Origin of the sequence: Acrocarpospora sp. B8E8, from assembly GCF_039871605.1 — a bacterium.
In the GTDB taxonomy this organism is placed as follows: Bacteria; Actinomycetota; Actinomycetes; order Streptosporangiales; family Streptosporangiaceae; genus Acrocarpospora; species Acrocarpospora macrocephala.
Map to the genome: position 1 here is coordinate 1 of NZ_JBDPLV010000126.1, position 18981 is coordinate 18981.

The 18981-nt window shown below is 70.3% G+C and carries 21 protein-coding genes; 10 read left to right on the forward strand and 11 right to left on the reverse strand.

The window, feature by feature from the left end; translation table 11 throughout:
* Positions 1-628: hypothetical protein (locus ABGB08_RS52425; protein ID WP_347607368.1), on the reverse strand; the 628-nt coding region annotated here is incomplete at its 3' end.
* A gap of 1 nt (position 629) precedes the next feature.
* Positions 630-1628: an aldo/keto reductase gene (locus ABGB08_RS52430; protein WP_347607371.1), complete on the reverse strand. Its 999-nt coding sequence runs from the start codon at positions 1626-1628 to the stop codon at positions 630-632.
* Between the two features lie 139 nt (positions 1629-1767).
* On the opposite strand from ABGB08_RS52430, the gene ABGB08_RS52435 reads away from it, so the two are divergent.
* From ABGB08_RS52435 to ABGB08_RS52480, 10 genes are all read left to right on the forward strand, one after another.
* Positions 1768-4434 (forward strand): family 78 glycoside hydrolase catalytic domain, encoded by a 2667-nt coding sequence (locus ABGB08_RS52435; RefSeq protein ID WP_347607374.1) that lies wholly within the window; start codon positions 1768-1770, stop codon positions 4432-4434.
* Positions 4435-4530: 96 nt separating this feature from the next.
* The gene (locus ABGB08_RS52440; RefSeq protein ID WP_347607377.1) at positions 4531-5850 is read left to right on the forward strand and encodes an extracellular solute-binding protein; all 1320 of its coding nucleotides are present in this window, start codon (positions 4531-4533) and stop codon (positions 5848-5850) included.
* A complete protein-coding gene (locus tag ABGB08_RS52445) occupies positions 5847-6767 on the forward strand; it encodes a sugar ABC transporter permease (protein ID WP_347607380.1) in 921 nt (306 codons plus the stop codon). The genes ABGB08_RS52440 and ABGB08_RS52445 overlap by 4 nt, the downstream gene beginning before the upstream one ends.
* Positions 6764-7582, forward strand: coding sequence for a carbohydrate ABC transporter permease (locus tag ABGB08_RS52450; RefSeq protein WP_155361839.1), 819 nt, complete (start codon positions 6764-6766; stop codon positions 7580-7582). The genes ABGB08_RS52445 and ABGB08_RS52450 overlap by 4 nt, the downstream gene beginning before the upstream one ends.
* An 11-nt stretch (positions 7583-7593) precedes the next feature.
* Positions 7594-8343, forward strand: coding sequence for an SDR family NAD(P)-dependent oxidoreductase (locus ABGB08_RS52455; protein WP_347607384.1), 750 nt, complete (start codon positions 7594-7596; stop codon positions 8341-8343).
* Positions 8343-8735 (forward strand): carboxymuconolactone decarboxylase family protein, encoded by a 393-nt coding sequence (locus tag ABGB08_RS52460; RefSeq protein WP_347607387.1) that lies wholly within the window; start codon positions 8343-8345, stop codon positions 8733-8735. Before ABGB08_RS52455 ends, ABGB08_RS52460 begins: the two co-directional genes overlap by 1 nt.
* Before the next feature lies 1 nt (position 8736).
* Positions 8737-9942, forward strand: a complete 1206-nt coding sequence (locus ABGB08_RS52465; RefSeq protein WP_347607390.1) for a Tm-1-like ATP-binding domain-containing protein — start codon at positions 8737-8739, stop codon at positions 9940-9942.
* Positions 9939-10760, forward strand: a complete 822-nt coding sequence (locus tag ABGB08_RS52470) for a phosphoenolpyruvate hydrolase family protein (RefSeq protein ID WP_347607393.1) — start codon at positions 9939-9941, stop codon at positions 10758-10760. Before ABGB08_RS52465 ends, ABGB08_RS52470 begins: the two co-directional genes overlap by 4 nt.
* The gene (locus tag ABGB08_RS52475; protein WP_347607396.1) at positions 10761-11168 is read left to right on the forward strand and encodes a cupin domain-containing protein; all 408 of its coding nucleotides are present in this window, start codon (positions 10761-10763) and stop codon (positions 11166-11168) included. It begins immediately after the preceding gene.
* A gap of 11 nt (positions 11169-11179) precedes the next feature.
* Positions 11180-11581 carry an AraC family ligand binding domain-containing protein gene (locus ABGB08_RS52480; protein WP_347607399.1) on the forward strand — a complete coding sequence of 134 codons (402 nt, stop codon included), beginning with the start codon at positions 11180-11182 and terminating at the stop codon, positions 11579-11581.
* Positions 11582-11615: 34 nt separating this feature from the next.
* Here the strand turns inward: ABGB08_RS52480 and ABGB08_RS52485 are convergent, their stop codons facing one another.
* The 9 genes from ABGB08_RS52485 to tilS all read right to left on the reverse strand — a co-directional run bounded on the left by ABGB08_RS52485 (position 11616) and on the right by tilS (position 18831).
* Positions 11616-12068 carry a DUF3180 domain-containing protein gene (locus tag ABGB08_RS52485; RefSeq protein ID WP_347607402.1) on the reverse strand — a complete coding sequence of 151 codons (453 nt, stop codon included), beginning with the start codon at positions 12066-12068 and terminating at the stop codon, positions 11616-11618.
* 11 nt (positions 12069-12079) lie between these two features.
* Positions 12080-12580, reverse strand: coding sequence for a 2-amino-4-hydroxy-6-hydroxymethyldihydropteridine diphosphokinase (gene folK / locus ABGB08_RS52490; protein ID WP_347607405.1), 501 nt, complete (start codon positions 12578-12580; stop codon positions 12080-12082).
* Entirely contained in the window at positions 12577-12936 is a 360-nt protein-coding gene (folB, locus tag ABGB08_RS52495; RefSeq protein WP_155351944.1) for a dihydroneopterin aldolase, read from the reverse strand. Before folB ends, folK begins: the two co-directional genes overlap by 4 nt.
* Positions 12929-13354, reverse strand: coding sequence for a nuclear transport factor 2 family protein (locus ABGB08_RS52500; RefSeq protein ID WP_155351945.1), 426 nt, complete (start codon positions 13352-13354; stop codon positions 12929-12931). Before ABGB08_RS52500 ends, folB begins: the two co-directional genes overlap by 8 nt.
* Positions 13341-14225, reverse strand: a complete 885-nt coding sequence (gene folP, locus ABGB08_RS52505) for a dihydropteroate synthase (RefSeq protein ID WP_347607408.1) — start codon at positions 14223-14225, stop codon at positions 13341-13343. The genes ABGB08_RS52500 and folP overlap by 14 nt, the downstream gene beginning before the upstream one ends.
* Before the next feature lie 187 nt (positions 14226-14412).
* Complete coding sequence (gene folE, locus ABGB08_RS52510) at positions 14413-14982, reverse strand: GTP cyclohydrolase I FolE (protein WP_347607411.1); 570 nt, start codon at positions 14980-14982, stop codon at positions 14413-14415.
* A gap of 3 nt (positions 14983-14985) precedes the next feature.
* Positions 14986-17022, reverse strand: a complete 2037-nt coding sequence (gene ftsH / locus ABGB08_RS52515) for an ATP-dependent zinc metalloprotease FtsH (RefSeq protein ID WP_347607414.1) — start codon at positions 17020-17022, stop codon at positions 14986-14988.
* Positions 17023-17285: 263 nt separating this feature from the next.
* Entirely contained in the window at positions 17286-17843 is a 558-nt protein-coding gene (gene hpt, locus ABGB08_RS52520; protein WP_347607417.1) for a hypoxanthine phosphoribosyltransferase, read from the reverse strand.
* Between the two features lie 10 nt (positions 17844-17853).
* The gene (tilS, locus tag ABGB08_RS52525) at positions 17854-18831 is read right to left on the reverse strand and encodes a tRNA lysidine(34) synthetase TilS (protein ID WP_347607420.1); all 978 of its coding nucleotides are present in this window, start codon (positions 18829-18831) and stop codon (positions 17854-17856) included.
* Between the last annotated feature and the right edge of the window lie 150 nt (positions 18832-18981).

Genomic DNA, 18981 nt, shown 5'->3' on the forward strand with positions numbered 1-18981 from the left:
GGGTGGGGCGGGGGGGCGGGGGGGGGGGGGGGGGGGGGCGGGGGTGGCCGGTCACGGTCAGGTGGAGGGTCTGGTGGACGCGGTCGCCGCGGCGCAGGAGGACGGGCCAGGGACGATCGAGCGGTGTGCCGTAGGTCTTGTAGCCGGGGTCGGTCCAGTTGCGGTGGTCCTCGGTCTCGAACATCTCGCCCGACAGCGAGATCCGCACCTCCACCCCGGAGTCCAGGTAGCGCATCGTCCGGATGCCCGTGAAGATCGGGCGTGGGCTGATCCGCCGGGGGAACTCCCCCGCGGGAGCGCCGTTGACCTCCACGGCGGTCCCGGCCAAGTGGGCGGGATGCAGGAGGCAGAGCCCGATCCTGGCCCGCTCGAAGTCCCGCCCGGCCCGGCCCTCGATCGAGAACCGCAGCGAGTCCTCGGTCGCGGTCACCGTGCCGTGCCGTGCGAAGTCGACCTCGCCCGAGCTGTGCCACACCTCCAGCCGGGACCCGGACACGTGCAGGACCCGCCCGGGCACCGTCATCCACCGGTGGTCCCTGACCTCCACGCCGACCCGGCGCAGCAGGTCGAGATCGCCGAGCCGTACCCGGTCGAGGTAGGGCCCTTCCCGGTCGTAGGTAAGCTCCACCTCACCCCTCCCGCATGGTGAGCAGGCTCTCGGCGGAACGGGGAAAGGAGGGCAGCGCGGTCAGCGCGTCGAGCTGGGCCTGATCCAGCCGCAGCCCCGCGGCGGCCACGCTCGCCGAAAGCTCCGCGACGCTCTCCGGGCCGATGATCGCGCTGGCGACGGCGGGACGCGACAGCAGCCAGGCGATCGCGACCTGGGCGGGCGGCAGCCCCCAGCTCGTGGCCAGCGCCGCCAGCCGGTCGGCCGTGGCCAGGTGCTCGGGGGCGAAGCCACCGCCGCCCCAGCGCCGCTCGCCGCTGTAGTCGCGGTCGGCGGCGGCAGCCAGCAGCCCGCCGTTGAGCGGGCTGAAGGCGACCAGGGACAGGCCCAGCCGGAGGACGGCGGGCACGTGCTCCACCTCGGGCGTACGGTCGAACAGGTTGTAGCGCACCTGGGCGCACACCGGCGGGTTCAGGCGCAGCTCCGAGCAGATCCACATGGCCCTGACCGTCTCCCACGCCGGATAGGTCGACAGCGCCGCGTAACGCACCTTGCCCTGCCTGACCAGGTCGTCCATGGCTCTGAGCGGCTGGTCCAGCGGTGTGTCGGGATCGGGGTGGTGAGCGTAGAAGAGATCCACGTGGTCGGTGTTCAGCCGCCGCAGGCTCCGCTCCAGCTGGCGCACCAGATGCCGCCTGGACAGCCCCCGGTCGTTGACGCCGGGCCCGACCGGCTCGCGCGCCTTGGTGGCCAGCACGACCTGGTCGCGCTGCCCGGCCAGCGCCTTGCCGAGGATCTCCTCGGCCGATTCCCGCAGGTCCCACGCCGGCACGCCCGGCCGGTCGAAGTGCGGCAGGTTGCCGTAGGAGTCGGCGGTGTCGAAGAAGTTGATCCCGTGGTCCAGCGCGCCGCGCACGATCCTGGCGGCTTCGGCCGGGTCCGGCGCCACTCCGAACGTGGCCGTGCCGACGCAGAGCCGCGAGACCCGAACACCGGTCGAGCCGAGCAGCGCGTAGTCCATGACAGTGGACGGTAGGCCATAAACCAGACATTGGTCAACCGGTTGACCAATCGCGCAACATGGTTGTAACGTCACCCCATCTTGTTGGGCGGCAGCTCTTAAAACGATTCGTATCGGGGGACCGGGCCAACGAAGGGAAGTGATCGACATCGTGGCACTCCTGTCTCCGTACGACCTCACCTGCGAGTTCCTCGACCGGCCCCGCGGAATGGACGAGCCGGCCCCGCGCCTGGCGTGGCGGCTGCGCTCCGGCGCCCACGGCGACCGCCAGAGCGCCTACCGCCTCACGGTGCGCGCCGGAGGGCGGCTCGTGTGGGATCGCGATGGCGCCGACGACAGCCAGATCGGCTACGACGGGCCGCCCCTGGCGCCCGCCACCCGCTACACCTGGACGGTCGAGGTCCACGACGCCTGGGGGTCGCCGGCGGGCAGCGCCGAGTCGTGGTTCGAGACCGGGCTGATGGGCGGCTGGAGCGCGGCCTGGATCGCCAGGGACGAGGCCGCGCAGCCCGTCTTCGAACCCCCCGCCGATGACGACCTCACCCTCAACACCCGCAAGCTGACCCCACCCGCGCAGCTGCGCCGCGCCTTCGACCTGCCTGAGCTCCCCGTGCGGGCCAGGCTGCACGCCAGCGCGCGAGGCCTGTACCGCTTCTCCCTGAACGGCTCGCGGGTCGGCGACGCCGAGCTCGAACCCGGCTGGACCGACTACCGGCAGCGGATCAGGTACCAGACCCAGGACGTGACCGCGCTGCTGCGCGCCGGGCGCAACGTCCTGGGCGCGCTGCTCGCGGACGGCTGGTGGAGCGGCTTCGTCGGCTTCGACCCGCGCCGGGCGGGCAAGCTCTACGGCGACGCGCCGGCCCTCATCGCCCAGCTGGAGCTGGAGTTCGCCGACGGATCCCGCCAGGTCGTCGCCACCGACGGCGACTGGCGGGAGGCACCGGGCCCGCTGCGCCACTCCGACCTGCTGATGGGCGAGTACCACGACGCCCGCCGGCGGCGGGAGGGCTGGGACGCCCCCGGCTTCGACGACAGCGCGTGGGCGCCCGTCGCCGTCCTCGGCCGGGACACCGCCGAGCTGGTCTGGTCCCGCAGCACCCCCGTCCGGGTGGTCGCCGACCTGCCGGCCCTGCGCAGCTTTCCCGCCCCCGGCGGCGGCACGATCTTCGACCTCGGCCAGAACATGGTCGGCCGGGTCCGGCTCACCGTCCACGGCGCGGAGCGCGGCCGGCGGATCCAGCTCAGGCACGCCGAGATGCTGGCGGCGGACGGCTCCCCGCACACCGCGAACCTGCGCCGCGCCGAGGCCACCGACGTCTACGTCTGCGCGGGCGACCCCGTCGAGGTGTACGAGCCGGCCTTCACCCTGCACGGCTTCCGCTACGTCGAGGTCACCGGTTTCGAGGGGCGGATGGAGGTCACCGGCCGGGTCCTGCAGAGCGATCTGCCCTGGACCGGCGAGTTCACCTGCAGCGACGAGCTGGTCAACCGGCTGCACGAGAACATCCGCTGGGGTCAGCGCGGCAACTTCGTCTCGGTGCCCACCGACTGCCCGCAGCGGGACGAGCGGCTCGGCTGGCTCGCCGACGCTCAGGTCTTCCTGCCCACCGCCGCCCGCGGCGCCGAGATGTCCGCGTTCATGGCCGACTGGATGCGGGACGTGCTGTCCGGCCAGGACGCCGAGGGGGCCTTCCCCGACGTGGCCCCCAAGGCCTGCCTGACCAGGGAGGGCGCGCCCGGCTGGGGAGACGCCGGGGTGATCGTCCCATGGACCCTCTACCGCCTGTACGGCGACCGCCGCGTGCTGGCGGACTGCTTCCCGGCGATGGCCCGCTGGGTGGACCAGATCGAGCGGCACAACCCCGATCTGATCTGGCGACGCCGTACCGGACGCAACTACGGTGACTGGCTCCAGGTCGGCGTGGACACCCCGCGCGAGGTGCTGGCCACGGCCTACTTCGCCCAGTCGGCCACCCTCGTGGGCCGGGCGGCCCGGGTGCTCGGGCTGGCCGGACCGGCCGAACGCTACGAAACGCTGGCCGCCGCGATCCGGGCGGCCTTCACGGCCGCGTTCGTCGGACCGGACGCCCGCGTCCACGGCGACACCCAGACCTGCTACCTGCTCGCGCTGGAGTTCGCCCTGGTCCCCGCCGAGCTGCGCGAAGCCCTCGCCGCCCACCTGGTCCGGGACCTGGCCAAGCACGACGACCATCTGACCACCGGCTTCATCGGGGTGGGCCTGCTCTGCCCGGTGCTCACCGGCATCGGCCGCGCCGACCTCGCCTACCGGCTCCTGCACCAGGAGAGCTTCCCCGGCTGGCTGTTCTCGGTCCGGCACGGTGCCACGACCATCTGGGAACGCTGGGACGGCTGGACCCCGGAGCGCGGCTTCCAGTCGGCCACCATGAACTCCTTCAACCACTACAGCCTGGGCGCGGTCGGGGACTGGCTGTACGGCGGGGTGGCGGGGATCGGTCAGGAACCCGATTCCGTGGCCTACGCCAGCCTGACGCTCCGCCCCCACCCGGGCGGGCGGCTGACCTGGGCTCGGGCCGCGCAGGAGACCCCCCGCGGCCGGGTCGAGTCCGCCTGGTCGGTGGCGGAGGGCGTGTTCACGCTCGACCTGCGCATCCCGCCGGGCGCCGACGCCCTCGTCCACGTCCCCACCAGCGACCCCGAGGCCGTCCGATCCACCGCCCACATCACCGTCCTGGAACGGCGCGACCGGGTGACCGTGTGCTCGGTGACCTCGGGACAGCACCGCATAGCGACCCCCTGGGCCGCAGCACCTGCACCTTATTAACCAAAAACCCGTCCCATAGACAGCCGCATAGCCGCCGACCATTCACCGCTGCGGCTGTCCAGATCACGACTTTCAGTAATACGAGAGGACCACGCCATGAACACCCCCTCGCGCCGCGACCTGTTCCGCGCCGGCGGCCTGGCCGCCGCCGCGCTGACGCTCAGCGCCTGCGGCTGGGGCCGCACCGAACCCGGTGGCACCGGGACCGGCACGGGCGCGGCCCGCCCCGGGCTGAAGGTGTGGGACCAGTTCACGACCTCGCCGCAGAACGAGGCCGTGAAGAAGATCTACGACCGGTTCCCGGGCGCGACCATCGCCCGCAGCGCGCAGACCGGGGACCAGCTGACCACGGTGGGCAAGACGGCGCTGGCCTCCGGCACCGGCCCGGACGTCATCTACTACCAGGTCGGCGCGGGCAACGCCGGCGTGCTGGCCGACGCGGGGCTGCTCCGCCCGCTGGACGACGTCGCCGCCAAATACGGCTGGCTGGACCGGCTGACCCCCTTCGCGATCCGCGAGGCCTCCCTCGGCGGCAAGCTGTACGGCCTGCCCAACGAGTCGGAGAACACCGTCCTGTTCTACAACAAGACTCTTATCGAGAAGGCCGGGCTGACCGTCCCAGAGACCTTCGACGAGCTGCTCACCTTCGTCGCCGCCGCGAGCAAGAAGGGATACACGCCGATCGCCTACGGCCAGTCGGACGTCTACCCGAGCTGGTGGGCGTTCTCGATGATGGCCGGCAACCTGGCGGGGGCCCAGCCGATGGGCGACCTGATCTTCGACAACAAGGGCAGCTGGAACACCCCGCAGCTGGTGGAGGCCATCCAGCTGTTCTTCGTCGATCTGGTCAAGGCCGGCGGCTTCATCAAGGACCTCAACTCCCTCGGCGGACCCGACGCCCAGTCGCTCTTCCTGGCCGGCAAGGCGCTGATGAATCTCAACGGCACCTGGGCGGTCGGCACGATCGAGAAGGACATGCCGGGCCAGGAGATCGGCATCATGGCCATGCCCTCGGTCAACGGCGGCCCCCGCGTCTACCCCGGCGGCATCGGCTCGGCGTACTACATCTCGGCCAAGAGCGCCAACGCCGACCTGGCCGCCGGGTTCCTGGACTCGCTCTACCAGCCGGAGGCCGTCAAGCTCTGGGTCCAGGAGGGCAAGATCTTCCCGCCGGTGCCCTTCGAATCCGGCGGATTCACCCTGACCCCGCTGCAGGAGCTCGCGATGGGGGTGGCCCAGAACGGCGGCGGCGACGCCACGGCCAACATCGGCTACGCGGTCAACCACGGTCTGGCCTCCCCCGGCTTCCTCAAGGCGATGACCAGCGGCTTCCAGGCCGTGGTCGCCCGGGACAAGACTCCGGCCAAGCAGGCCGAGGAGCTGCAGAAGGCATGGGAGGCGGGGCTGACCTCATGACGCTCACGCTGACGAGGCCACGCTCGGTGGCGGGGCAGGTCCGGCCTGGCGGCCCGCCGCAGGGCCGGACCCTGGGCTACCTGTTCCTGGTGCCCGCGGGCCTGCTCTACGCGGGGTTCGTCCTGTGGCCGCTGGCCCAGTCGCTCTACCTGAGCCTGACCGACTGGGACGGGGCCAGCCCCGACAGGCGCTTCGTCGGCCTGGCCAACTTCCGGCGGCTGCTCGGCGACGACCTGTTCTGGCGCTCGCTCGGCCACAACCTCATCTGGGTGGTCGTCGGCACCGCCCTGACCATGGGGGTGGCGCTGCTGCTCGCCATGCTCGTCTGGAGCCGCCCCCGCGGCTTCACCGCGCTGCGGACGATCTACTTCATGCCGCAGGTGCTTCCCGCCATCATCGTCGGCATCGTCTGGAGCTGGATCTACAACCCGGCCTTCGGCATCCTCAACCGCGCGCTGGAGGCGGTCGGCCGCCAGGCCTGGACCAGGGGCTGGCTGGGCGACCCCTCCTTCGCCCTGTACGCGGTGCTGCTGGCCTCGGTCTGGGCCACCGTCGGCCTCGCGTTCGTCATCTTCACCGCCGCGCTGCACAACGTGGACACCGACCTGGTCGACGCGGCCCGGGTGGACGGCGCCAACGGGTGGCAGCGCTTCCGGCACGTGGTGATCCCGCAGCTGTCCAACGCCATCACGCTGGTCGTCGTCCTGCTGCTGGTCCACGGCTTCCAGGCCTTCGACCACGTCTGGATCATGACCAAGGGCGGCCCGGACGACGCCACCCAGCTGATCGCCACCTACACCTACCAGAAGGCGTTCATGGAGAACGAGGTCGGCTACGGTGCGACCCTGTCGCTGGTGCTCACGGCGATCTCGCTGCTGGTGTCGATCGCGGTGGTCCGGGTCAGGGAGCGCGCATGACGATCACCGTGAAGACCGCCAGGTACCTGATCCTCCTGCTGTTCGCGCTGCTGTTCGTGATGCCGTTCCTGTGGATCTGGTTCTCCGCGCTGAAGAGCACGGCCGAGATCAATCAGGATCCCTTCGGCGTCCCGGCGACGCTGCACTGGGAGAACCTGGCGGAGGCGTGGACGACCGGCCGGTTCGGCTCCTACATCGGCAACTCGGTGCTGTACGCCGCGTTCGTGGTGCCGCTGGTGACCGCCTTCTCCTGCCTTGCCGGGTACGCCCTGGGCACGCGACGGCTCCCCGGCGAGCGGCTGATCTTCGGCGCCTTCCTGGTGGGCATCATGATCCCGTTCCAGTCGATCATGATTCCGCAGTACTACCTGGTCCGGGACCTGGGCATCCTGGGCACCTACTGGGGCGTCATCGTGCCGAGCGTCGCGCTCGGGCTGGCCTTCGGGGTGTTCCTGATGCGGGCGTTCTTCCGCGGGCTGCCCGAGGAGATCTCCAACGCGGCCCGGATCGACGGCGCCTCGGAGTGGCGGGTCTTCACCCGCATCATCCTCCCGCTGGCCAGGCCGGGAATCATCACGCTGGTCGTGCTCCAGTTCATGTTCACCTGGAACATGTTCCTCATCCCCCTGCTGTACGGCCAGGACGAGGGGCTGCGCCCGATCTCCACCGGAATCATGTTCTTCGTCGGGGAGTACAGCGTGGACCGGTCGATGATCGCCGCGGGCGTCACGCTGGCCAGCATCCCCATCATCGCCCTCTATCTCCTCCTTCAGCGGCATTTCATCCAGGGGATGACCGCCGGAGCACTCAAGTGAAAGGTTCGCAGATGCGACTGGCAGGCAGGAAAGCGCTCGTCACCGGCGCGGGCGGCGCCATGGGCAAGGTGTTCGCCCAGGCTCTGGCCGCGGAGGGGTGCGACGTCGCCGGCCTGGACGTGGCCGCCGACGGGCTCGGGCTGTTCGGCGAGGCCGTCCGGGCGGCCGGGCGTCAGGCGCTGGAGCTCAAGACCGACATCACCGACTTCGCCGCCACCCGGGACGCGGTCGGGGAGGTCGTCCAGGCCTGGGGCGGCCTGGACATCCTGGTCAACAACGCGGGCGGGGGCATGGTCCGGCCCTTCCACGAGATGACCGAGCAGGAGTGGCAGCGGATGGTCGACGTCAACCTGACCAGCGTCTTCAACGTCACCTCCGCGGTCGTGCCGTCGATGCTGGCCCGCGGCGGCGGCCGGATCGTGAACATCGCCTCCATCGCGGCCCTGCGCGGCGGACGCCTGGTCCGGCACGCGAGCGGCTACGCCGCCGCGAAGGCAGGCGTGGTCGGGCTGACCAAGGCCCTGGCCATCGAGTACGCCACCGCCGGCATCACGGTCAACGCCATCGCGCCCGGCGCCCAGCAGACCCCCGGCCGCGACCGGGACACCCCCGAGCAGCGCGAGGCCCTGCTCGCCCAGATCCCCACCAGGACGCTGGGCCGCCCCGAGGACCTGGCCGAGACCATCGTGTTCTTCTGCCTGCCCTCGGCGGCCTACCTGACCGGCGTCATCCTGCCCCAGGACGGAGGTCACGCGATCTGATGGACGACAGCACCGAATCCCGCCTCGACCAGGGCCGGGCGAAGTACGACGAGGTCTACGGCGACGGCGCGGCCGACCGCCTGCTCCAGTCGCTCTCCGGCCCTGGCTCCGATCTCGGACGCTACGGCGTGGAGTTCAACTTCGGGGAGATCTACGCCCGCCCCGGGCTCGACCTGAAGCAGCGGCAGATCGCCTCGATCGCCTCGCTGGTCAACATCGGCGGCTGCGAACCGCAGCTGACCGGCCACATCAACGCGGGCCTCAACGTCGGCCTGACCGCCGCCGAGATCGTCGAGGTCATCATCCACTGCGTCCAGTACGCCGGATTCCCCCGGGCCATCAACGCCCTGAACGTGGCCAAACAGGTCTTCGAGCGCAGAGGAGTGGCGTGAGATGCCAGCCGTCGTACTGATCGGGACGCTGGACACCAAGGGCCAGGAGTACGCCTGGCTGCGCGACCGGCTCCGGGCGCTGGGCGCGGAGGTGCTGCTCGTGGACGCGGGCGTGGGCCCGGCGACCGTGCCCGCCGATATCACCAGCGACCAGGTGGCCGAGGCCGCGGGGGCGCGGGTGGCGGCCCTGCGGGCGGCGGGCGACCGGGGGGCCGCCGTCACCGCGATGGGCGAGGGGGCCGCGGCCGTGCTGGCCGGGCTGCACGCGGCGGGCCGGGTGGGCGCGGTGCTGGCGGTGGGCGGCAGCGGCGGCTCCTCGATCGCGGCGCGAGCCGTCCGAGATCTGCCGGTCGGGCTGCCCAAGCTCATGGTGTCCACGATGGCCTCGGGGGACGTCTCACCCTATGTCGGGGCGAAGGACGTCACCCTGATGCACAGCGTGGTGGACATCGCGGGCATCAACCGCGTCTCCCGCCTCATCCTCGGCAACGCGGCGGCAGCCGCCGCGGCCATGGCCGCCGCCGATCCCGGAGGAGAAGCGGGCGGCGCGGACCGGCCGCTCGTCGCGGCGTCGATGTTCGGCGTCACCACCCCGGCCGTCGACGCGGCCAGGCAACGGCTCGACGAGCTCGGGTACGAGGTGCTGGTCTTCCACGCCACCGGCGCCGGCGGCCGGGCGCTGGAGGGCCTGGCCGAGAGCGGGATGCTGGCCGGGGTGCTCGACCTGACCACCACCGAGCTGGCCGACGACCTGGTCGGCGGCGTCCTGTCGGCGGGCCCGGATCGGCTGACGGCGGCGGGGCGGCGCGGCGTGCCGCAGGTGGTCGCGCCCGGCGCCCTCGACATGGTCAACTTCGGCCCCCGCGACACGGTCCCCGAACGCTTCGGCACCAGGAACCTCTACGTCCACAACCCCACGGTGACGTTGATGCGCACCACCGCCGAGGAGATGGCCGAGCTCGGCCGCCGCCTCGCCGCCAAGCTCGCGGCGGCCCAGGGCCCCGCCGCCCTGTTCGTCCCGCTGAAGGGCGTCTCGGCGCTGGACGCGGAGGGGATGGCCTTCCACGACCCGAAGGCCGACGAGGCCGCGTTCGAGGCCATGGCCGCCTTCCCCGGCACCGAGCGCCTGGACCTGCACATCAACGATCCGGAGTTCGGCCGGACCATGGCCGAGCGGCTGCACGAGCTGATCGGGGGGAAGGCGTGAACCGCGAGGAGGTTCTGGGCCGGCTTCGCCGTACCGTCGACGCGGGCAGGGCCGTGGTGGGCGCGGGGGCCGGGACCGGGCTGAGCGCCAAGTGCGCCGAGGCCGGCGGGGTCGATCTGATCATCATCTACAACTCCGGGCGCTACCGGATGGCCGGGCGCGGGTCGCTGGCCGGGCTCCTGCCGTACGGGGATGCCAACCAGATCGTGGTCGAGATGGCCGCCGAGGTGCTGCCCGTGGTGCGGGACACGCCCGTGCTGGCCGGGGTGTGCGGGACCGACCCGTTCCGGGTGCTGCCGCGCTTCCTGGACCAGCTGCGGAGCATGGGGTTCGCGGGCGTGCAGAACTTCCCCACCGTCGGCCTCTACGACGGGGTCTTCCGCCAGAACCTGGAGGAGACCGGCATGGGCTTCGACCTGGAAATCGAGATGGTACGGCTGGCCCGCGAGCGCGACCTGGTGACCGCGCCGTACGTGTTCGACCCCGACCAGGCGGCGGCGATGACCGCCGCGGGGGCCGACGTGCTGGTGCCGCACGTGGGCCTGACCACCAAGGGGAGCATCGGCGCGGGGACGGCGCTGACCCTGGATGAGGCCGTGACCAGGGTCCAGGCGATGCGGGACGCGGCCGTCGCCGTCCGGCCCGATGTGCTGGTGCTGTGCCACGGCGGGCCGATCGCGGAGCCGTCGGACGCGGCCTACGTGCTGTCCCGCACCGAGGGCGTGGCCGGTTTCTTCGGCGCGTCGTCGATCGAGCGGCTGCCCACCGAGGTGGCGATCACCGAACAGGTCCGATCCTTCAAGAGTCTGGAGCTCTAAATGCTGATAAGTCCGGACAAAGTGGCGACTATGGCCTTCGACTGGGGGTCGATCAAGTGGTTCGTCACGCCTTCGCTCATCCCCGGCGCGGGCAGCACGCTCGGCGAGGTCATCGTCAACCCGGGCCAGGGCCACGCCCGCCACAACCATCCCGGCAGCGAGGAGATCATCTATGTGATCTCCGGGGAGGCCATGCAGATGGTGGACGACGGCGAGCCTTTCCCGATCAGGGAGGGCGACACGGTCCACATCCCCGCGGGCGCCTACCACTCCACCTACAACAGCACCTGGCGCACGCTGCGGCTGATCGTCACCTACACCCCCGGCGGGGAGGAGAAGGCTTTGGACGGCGCCCCCGACCTGCACCTGCACGAGCCGGGCGGCGTCCCCCGGTGGATCCAGGCCTGAGCGAGAACCTGATGACGGTCGTCAGAGCGGGCAGCCGCTGGCGGGACCATCGGCCCGCCTGGTCCGACCTCACCGCGGCGGGCATCTTCCGGATGCCCGCCGCGGGCGGCCACTTCGACCGCCACCACCACGACTGCGCGGAGTACTGGCTGGTCATCAACGGTCAGGCAACGGTCTGGAGCGGCGGCCACACCTACCATGTAGGCCCCGGCGACCTGCTGTGCACCCCCGCCGGCGACGAGCACGACATCCTCGCCGTCCACTCGCCCCTGCTCGGCTTCTTCTTCGAGGGCCCGCTGCCCCCCGGCGGCCGGCCCGGCCATCTGCACACCACCCCCGAGCAGGCGGCGGGCCACGCCGTCCCGCTCCTACCCCTCCCCGCCGACTTCACCGGCAGCCACCACCTGGCCTGACGCGCGTGTTCGTCCAGATACAGGCGCGGCCGAGCTACTCGTCGTCCCGTTTGGAGTTGTCCGGCACCCGGCAGGAGAACTCCAGGAACAGCGCCGCGCAGATCAGCAGCACGCAGCACACGAAGGAACCGCCCGCGATGAACGCGTCCTGCCGGGGATCCGGCACGTCGATCAGTTCCAGCGTGTGGATGACGAAACCCCCGAAGATCCCCGCGAACACCGCGCCCGCGTGGGCGGTCGCCTTCGCCAGGGCGGCCAGGCGGGCCACCGCCAGCGGCTCCACCGGCTTGGTGCCTTCCTTCCTGGCGATCCTGGCCCGGGTCAGCACCCCGGTGTAGCCCTCGCCGATCGCCAGGATGAGCACGGTCGGCATGGCCGTCCACGGCAGCGCGGGCAGCGTGTGGTAGACCTGCTTCAACATGCCCCAGGTGAGGATGGCGAACACGACCGTCAGGCCAACCAGGACGCCAGGATTGCTGGGCTTCACGGGGATTGCTCCTAGGCGGGGGGCTGGAGGGCGAGGTCGGCGCGGAGCCGTACCCCGCTCTGGTCGAGGTCGGCGAGCAGGGCCGCCACCGGGCCGCGCCCGGGCAGGGTCGCGGCCCGATCCGCCTGCGCCCACGGGACCAGCACGAACGCGCGCTCGTGGGCGCGCGGATGCGGCAGGATCAGCTCCGGCCCCTCGCAGGTCAGGTCGCCCACCGTGATCAGATCCACGTCGAGGGTGCGCGGGCCCCAGCGTTCGGACCGCTCCCGGCCGAAGGCGTCCTCGATGCTCAGCGCGCGCTCCAGGATCGAGCGCGGCTCCGGCATGCCCTCCGCGATCACCACCGCGTTCAGGAACGCCCCCTGGGCCGGGCCGCCCACCGGGTCGGTCTCGTAGACCGGCGAGACCGCCACGAAGGCCAGGCCAGGCGCGTCGAACAGCGCGTCCACGGCGCCTTGCAGGTTCTCCATCCGGCGGCCCAGATTGCTGCCGAGGGCGAGCACGACCCTCACGGCCGGGACCTCCGCACGGTCACCACCACGTCGGCGAACGGCACCGGGATCGGCGCGGCCGGCTTGTGCACCCGGATTTCGGCTTCCTCCACCAACTCGTGGCGGAGGCAGGCCATCGCCAGCCGGTCGGCCAGCGTCTCGATCAGGTTGACCGGCTCGCCGGACACGATCGCCGCCAGCTCCCCCGCCAGCGCGCCGTAGTCGACCGTCTTGGCCAGGTCGTCGCTCGCCGCCGCCGGGGCGGTGTCCAGGAAGAGGGTGGCGTCCACGACGAACTCCTGGCCGAGCTCCCGCTCCGCCGGCAGGCAGCCGTGCCGCCCGCGCGCCCGGACCCCCCGCAGGGCCACGCTATCCATCGTTCTCATCCTCCTCGTCGTCGGTCTGCAGCACCGGTGAGCCATGGTGGTGCCACAGCCGCCAGCCCGTCGGCGTCCTGACGTAGGTGTTGGTCGCCACCACCCGCCCGGCCGCGAAGCCCGTGTCGTCGGAGTCGGCCGCGGTCAGGATGTTCTCCGCGCAGGTGAGCACGGCCACGTCCCCCAGCACGGTGGTGTTCACGTCGGTCAGCACGAACTGGATGTACGGCGTGTTCGCCATGATCAGCGCCCACGACCGGAGCACCTCGGACCGGCCGCTCAGCAGCGGCCACCCCGGATGCACGCACATCGCCACCCGGTTCCCGGCGTCCTCCACCCAGATCTCGGACATGCGATCCAGATCGGCGCTCTCAATCGCGGCGTAGAACGCCTGATTGACATCCTCAACGTCCTTCATCTGCGTCCCTCGCCGGTCGCGGATCTGTGGCCGCCCTCCACACCGCGGCGACTCGCACCGCGTCCGCGTTGGGCCTGACGTCGTGCACCCGGACGCACCAGGCGCCGTCCCGGGCGGCGAGCGCCGTGACCGCCAGGGTCGCGTCGTCGCTCTGGTCGAAGGGTCTGGGTTCACCGCCTGCGTCGGCGAGCAGCCGTCCGAGGAACCGCTTCCGGGACGCCCCGATGATCAACGGGTGTCCCAGCTCACGCAGGCGTGCCATCCCGGCCAGGAGCTCCCAGTTGTGCTCGGGATGTTTGGAGAAGCCCAGGCCGGGGTCCAGGATGATCTGCTCGACGCCCACCCCTTCGGCCAGCACCGAGTCGACCCGCTTGCGCAGTTCCTCGCACACCTCGGTGACCACGTCGGCGTAGATGGCCCGGCTCTCCATGTCCCGGCTGTGCCCGCGCCAGTGCATCACCACATACGGCACGCCCGCCGCGGCCACCACCCGAGGCATCACCGGGTCGGCCAGGCCGCCGCTCACGTCGTTGACCAGCCGGGCCCCCGCCTGGACGGCCATCTCGGCCACCTCGGCGCGCATGGTGTCCACGCTGACCGTGACACCCTCCTGGCTGAGAATCCTGATCACCGGTTCGACCCGGCGCAGCTCCTCGCCCAGCGAGACCCTGGCCGCTCCCGGGCGGGTGGATTCGCCGCCCACGTCGACGATGTCGGCACCATCGGCCACCAGGTCGAGCCCGTGCGCGATCGCCGCGTCCACGTCGAACCAGCGGCCGCCGTCGGAGAAGGAGTCCGGCGTGACATTGACCACACCCATGACGAGACAGCGCCCTGGATCGGGCAGCCCCGGCACGGTCCCCGTGGTCATCTCTTGCTCCTCACCTGCCCAAGCCTAGGCGCTCCCCCGCCGCCGTCAGTCGCGCGGGTACGGCCTGTGGATATTAATTAGAACAGTCGTGATCTGGGCAGCCGCAGCGGTGAATCGCCCGATCGGCGGCTATGCGGCTGACTATGGGACGGGTTTCTGATTAATAACGATCCCGATTCCCCGGTGATCAGCGGGCGTTGATCAGGGACATCGCCTCGGCGCGGGTCTTGTCGTCATCGCGGAAGATGCCGCGAACGGCCGAGGTGATCGTCTTCGCGCCTGGTTTGCGGACCCCGCGCATGGTCATGCACATGTGCTCGGCCTCCACCACCACGATCGTGCCGCGCGGCTGGAGCACCTCCATCAGCGCGTCCGCGATCTGGGAGGTCATGCGCTCCTGGACCTGGGGGCGGCGAGCGTACACATCCACCAGCCTGGCCAGCTTGCTCAGGCCGGTCACCTGGCCCTTCTCGTTCGGGATGTAGCCCACGTGGGCGACCCCGTGGAAGGGGACCAGGTGATGTTCGCAGGTGCTGTAGACCTCGATGTCGCGGACCAGCACCATCTCGTCGTGGCCCGCGTCGAAGACTGTGGTGAGCACGTCCTCCGGGGCCTGGCCGAGGCCCGCGAACTGCTCGGCATACGCCCGGGCGACTCGCGCCGGGGTGTCGAGCAGGCCGTCGCGGTTGGGATCCTCCCCGATGGCGAGAAGGAGCTCTCGAACGGCCCGCTCGATCCGGGCGTGGTCGACCCGCACGTTCTAGGCCTCGTTCTTCTTCGGAGTAGAGGGCTTCGGGGTCGAGGGCTGGGGTGACATGTTGGCGGCGGGCAGCGCGGCCGGGGAGCCGTTGCTGCCGTTGGCCAGTTCCTTGGGCGTGGTGACCGGCGGGCGGTCGGAGGGCAGGCGCTTGCCGTATCCCGCATACGACGGGCGCTTCTCCTTGGTCACTATCGGGGCGAAGATCTCCAGGACCTGGTCGCGGGAGAGGGTCTCCTTCTCCATCAGCTCCAGGACCAGGTTGTCCAGCACGTCCCGATACTCGACCAGGATCTCCCAGGCCGTGTCGTGGCCCGCCTCGATCAGGCGGCGGACCTCGTCGTCGATCGTGGAGGCGATCTGCTCGGAGTAGTCGCGCTCGTGGCCCATCTCCCGGCCGAGGAAGACCTCGCCGTTGCCGGAGCCGAACTTACGGGCGCCGAGCTTCTCGCTCATGCCGTATTCGGTGACCATCCGCCGGGCGATCGCAGTCGCCTTCTCGATGTCGTTGGAGGCGCCGGTGGTGGGCTCGTGGAAGACGAGTTCCTCCGCGGTCCTGCCGCCGAGCAGCATGGCCAGCTGGTCGTTCATCTCCGAGCGGGTGGCCAGGAACTTGTCCTCCATGGGCAGCGTCATCGTGTAACCGAGGGCGCGGCCGCGGGACAGGATCGTGATCTTGTGAACCGGGTCGGAGTTGGGCAGCGCGTGCGCCACCAGGGCGTGGCCGCCCTCGTGGTACGCGATGATCTTCTTCTCCTGGTCGGACATGACCCGGGACTTGCGCTCGGGCCCGGCCATCACCCGGTCGATGGACTCCTCGAGGATCTCCATCGTGATCAGCTTCTGGTCGTTGCGCGCGGTCAGCAGCGCCGCCTCGTTGATCACGTTGGCCAGGTCGGCGCCGGTGAACCCGGGGGTGCGGCGGGCGATGATGTCCAGATCGACGCCCTCCGCGAACGGCTTGCCGCGGCCGTGCACCTTGAGGATGCCCTTGCGGCCCTCCAGGTCCGGGCGGTCCACGGTGACCTGGCGGTCGAAACGGCCGGGACGCAGCAGCGCCGGGTCCAGGATGTCGGGGCGGTTGGTCGCGGCGATCAGGATCACGCCGCCCTTGACGTCGAAGCCGTCCATCTCGACCAGCAGCTGGTTCAGCGTCTGCTCGCGCTCGTCGTGCCCGCCACCGAGACCAGCGCCACGGTGGCGGCCCACCGCGTCGATCTCGTCGATGAAGATGATCGCCGGAGCGTTCGCCTTGGCCTGCTCGAACAGGTCGCGGACCCGGGAGGCGCCGACACCGACGAACATCTCCACGAAGTCGGAACCCGAGATCGAGTAGAACGGCACCCCGGCCTCACCGGCGACCGCCCTGGCGAGCAGCGTCTTACCGGTGCCGGGCGGACCGTACAGCAACACGCCCTTGGGGATCTTCGCGCCGATGGCCTGGAACTTGGCCGGGGCCTGCAAGAAATCCTTGATCTCCTGGAGTTCCTCGATGGCCTCGTCGGCGCCCGCCACGTCGGCGAACGTGGTCTTGGGGGTGTCTTTGGTGATCAACTTGGCCTTGGACTTCCCGAAGTTCATCACCCGGGAGCCGCCGCCCTGCATCTGGTTCATGATGAACAGGAAGATGAGGACAATGATCACGATCGGGAGGAAGCTCACCAGCAGGCTGACGAGGAAGTTCTCCCTCGGCACGTCGACGGTGAACCCGCCCTTGACGCTACCCGCCTTCTTCTGCGCGGCAAGCTGGTTGACCAGCTCCACGCCCTGACCGGTCACCCAGGGGGCTTGGATGCGCTTGGTCAGTTTGGCGTCCTTACCCGCCTTGATGTCGTTGACGAGGGTCAGCTCGATGCGCTGCTCCTTGTCGATGACCTTTGCGTTCTGGACGTTGCCGGCCTGGATCTGCTCCATCGCCTGGGACGTGTCCGCCGTCGTGTAATTGCCTTCACCACTGAACATCGTGGTGACCAGCAGGAGGAGCACGACAATGCCCAGGATCCACAGCAGTGGCCCACGTGTAAATCGCTTGAGATCCATCCGATGCGGAACCCTGGCGGGTCCGTCCCTTCCCTGACTAATAAGGCCTGGCCCCCCTTGTGAGAAGGGGGTCGCGGCACCTTCAGCCGCGTCAACTGACTACCCAGAGCTGTCCCTGCGCTATCAGAAGGTACACCGACCTGACCGCACAGGGTCACCGCCCGGCCAGGCCCGGTATTGCCTTCCAACGTACGTCAGGGATCCTCGTGTTCCCCGACCTGGGAGCAAATAACGCGCGTTTGGTGGGGTACTTCGCTCAGGGCTTACTCGCCGCCGTAGACATGGGGGGCGAGCGTGCCTATGAACGGGAGGTTCCGGTAGCGCTCCGCGTAGTCCAGGCCGTAGCCGATGACGAACTCGCTGGGGATGTCGAAACCTACGTATTTCACATCGATGGGGACCTTGATCGCTTCTGGTTTGCGGAGCAGCGCGCAGATCTCGGCGGAGGCCGGGTTGCGGGACTGCAGGTTGTTGAGCAACCAGGACAGGGTGAGTCCCGAGTCGATGATGTCTTCGACCACCAGGACGTGGCGGTTGGCGATGTCGGTGTCAAGATCCTTGAGGACTCTGACGACGCCGGATGATTTGGTGCCCGCGCCATAGGACGACACGGCCATCCAGTCCATCTGGACGGGTATGTGCAGCGCCCTGGCCAGGTCTGCCATGATCATGACGGCGCCTTTGAGGACCCCGACGATCAGCAGGTCCTTCCCGGCGTAGTCCGCGTCGATCTGGCCGGCAAGTTCCTTGATTTTGGTCTGGAGCTCGTCTTCGGAAATGAGGACGTTGGACAGATCTCTGCCCATGTCGGCTGCATCCACCTGCGGTTCCTTACGAGAGGTTGCTGGCGAATATCAGGGTGCCATATCGCCGCACTGCCCCGACCCCCCCGGGCAGGTCCACCGCCCGCTGGCCCCGCCACTGCGTGACCAGCCGCTCCACCTCCTCGATGTGCACGGCCGCCAGCGCGCTCGCCGTTGCCCCCGCGTCCACCGCCGCCCGCTGGATCACCCGCCGCCGCACGGCTCCGGGCAACCTTTCGAGCACGACCACGTCCAGCCCTGCACCCAGCCCGCGCGCTTCCGCGTAAGCCGCGTCCGCCCAGTCGTCCAGCGCGTCCGCGTCATCCCGGCACAACCGCGCCGTCCTCGCCAGCGCCTCCGCGATCCCCGGCCCCAGCGTCCTCTCCAGCACCGGCAGCGCCTCCCCCCGCACCCGTGCCCTCGTGTACGCCTGGTCGGCGTTGTGCGGGTCTTTCCAGGGCGCCAGCCCCAAAGCCTCACAAGCCTGCTCAGTCCGGGTACGGCTAACGCCCAGCAACGGCCGCCGATACCGCCCGAACCGCTCGGGCATCCCCGCGAGGGAACGGCTGCCACTGCCCCGGGCGAGCCGCATGAGCACGGTCTCCGCTTGATCGTTGAGCGTGTGCCCGAGCAGGACGACTGCCGCGCCCAATCTTTCCGCGGCCGCGTCCAACGCCTTGTACCGCGCATCCCGGGCGGCGGCCTCAGGACCACCGTCCCGTCCCACGGTCACACTCAGAACCTCCGCTGGATCCAGGCCGAGCATCGGCGCAAGCTGCACCAGTTCCCGAGCCCGATCCCCCGACTCGGCCTGCAACCCATGATCAACGGTAAGCAACCCCGCCCTCAGCCCCAACCGAGGCGCCACAAACCCCAAACACGCGGCCAGCGCCAGCGAATCAGCCCCCCCACTACACGCCACCACCACAAGCGCCCCCGCCTCAACCCCGGCAAGCGCCCCCCGCACAGCCCGCCGAACATCGGCAACAGCAGGATCCGGCCCCATCCCGCCATTCTGTCCCCACCCTGGGCCGACTCAACACAACGGACGGTGTTTCCCCCACCCACCCGCCCTTTGGGACGCTCGCGCTCGGCCCCATCGGCCTCCGGCCCCGGGAAGGACCCCGGACCAGGCACCAAGGGCGAAGCCCTGAGT

Excerpts from the sequence above, each read along its gene's own strand:
- ABGB08_RS52430 (WP_347607371.1), bottom strand. The coding sequence starts at position 1,628 with ATGGACTACGCGCTGCTCGGCTCGACCGGTGTTCGGGTCTCGCGGCTC.
- ABGB08_RS52440 (WP_347607377.1), top strand. The coding sequence starts at position 4,531 with ATGAACACCCCCTCGCGCCGCGACCTGTTCCGCGCCGGCGGCCTGGCC.
- ABGB08_RS52445 (WP_347607380.1), top strand. The coding sequence starts at position 5,847 with ATGACGCTCACGCTGACGAGGCCACGCTCGGTGGCGGGGCAGGTCCGG.
- ABGB08_RS52450 (WP_155361839.1), top strand. The coding sequence starts at position 6,764 with ATGACGATCACCGTGAAGACCGCCAGGTACCTGATCCTCCTGCTGTTC.
- ABGB08_RS52455 (WP_347607384.1), top strand. The coding sequence starts at position 7,594 with ATGCGACTGGCAGGCAGGAAAGCGCTCGTCACCGGCGCGGGCGGCGCC.
- ABGB08_RS52460 (WP_347607387.1), top strand. The coding sequence starts at position 8,343 with ATGGACGACAGCACCGAATCCCGCCTCGACCAGGGCCGGGCGAAGTAC.
- ABGB08_RS52465 (WP_347607390.1), top strand. The coding sequence starts at position 8,737 with ATGCCAGCCGTCGTACTGATCGGGACGCTGGACACCAAGGGCCAGGAG.
- ABGB08_RS52475 (WP_347607396.1), top strand. The coding sequence starts at position 10,761 with ATGCTGATAAGTCCGGACAAAGTGGCGACTATGGCCTTCGACTGGGGG.
- ABGB08_RS52480 (WP_347607399.1), top strand. The coding sequence starts at position 11,180 with ATGACGGTCGTCAGAGCGGGCAGCCGCTGGCGGGACCATCGGCCCGCC.
- folB (WP_155351944.1), bottom strand. The coding sequence starts at position 12,936 with ATGGATAGCGTGGCCCTGCGGGGGGTCCGGGCGCGCGGGCGGCACGGC.
- ABGB08_RS52500 (WP_155351945.1), bottom strand. The coding sequence starts at position 13,354 with ATGAAGGACGTTGAGGATGTCAATCAGGCGTTCTACGCCGCGATTGAG.
- folP (WP_347607408.1), bottom strand. The coding sequence starts at position 14,225 with ATGACCACGGGGACCGTGCCGGGGCTGCCCGATCCAGGGCGCTGTCTC.
- ftsH (WP_347607414.1), bottom strand. The coding sequence starts at position 17,022 with ATGGATCTCAAGCGATTTACACGTGGGCCACTGCTGTGGATCCTGGGC.
- tilS (WP_347607420.1), bottom strand. The coding sequence starts at position 18,831 with ATGGGGCCGGATCCTGCTGTTGCCGATGTTCGGCGGGCTGTGCGGGGG.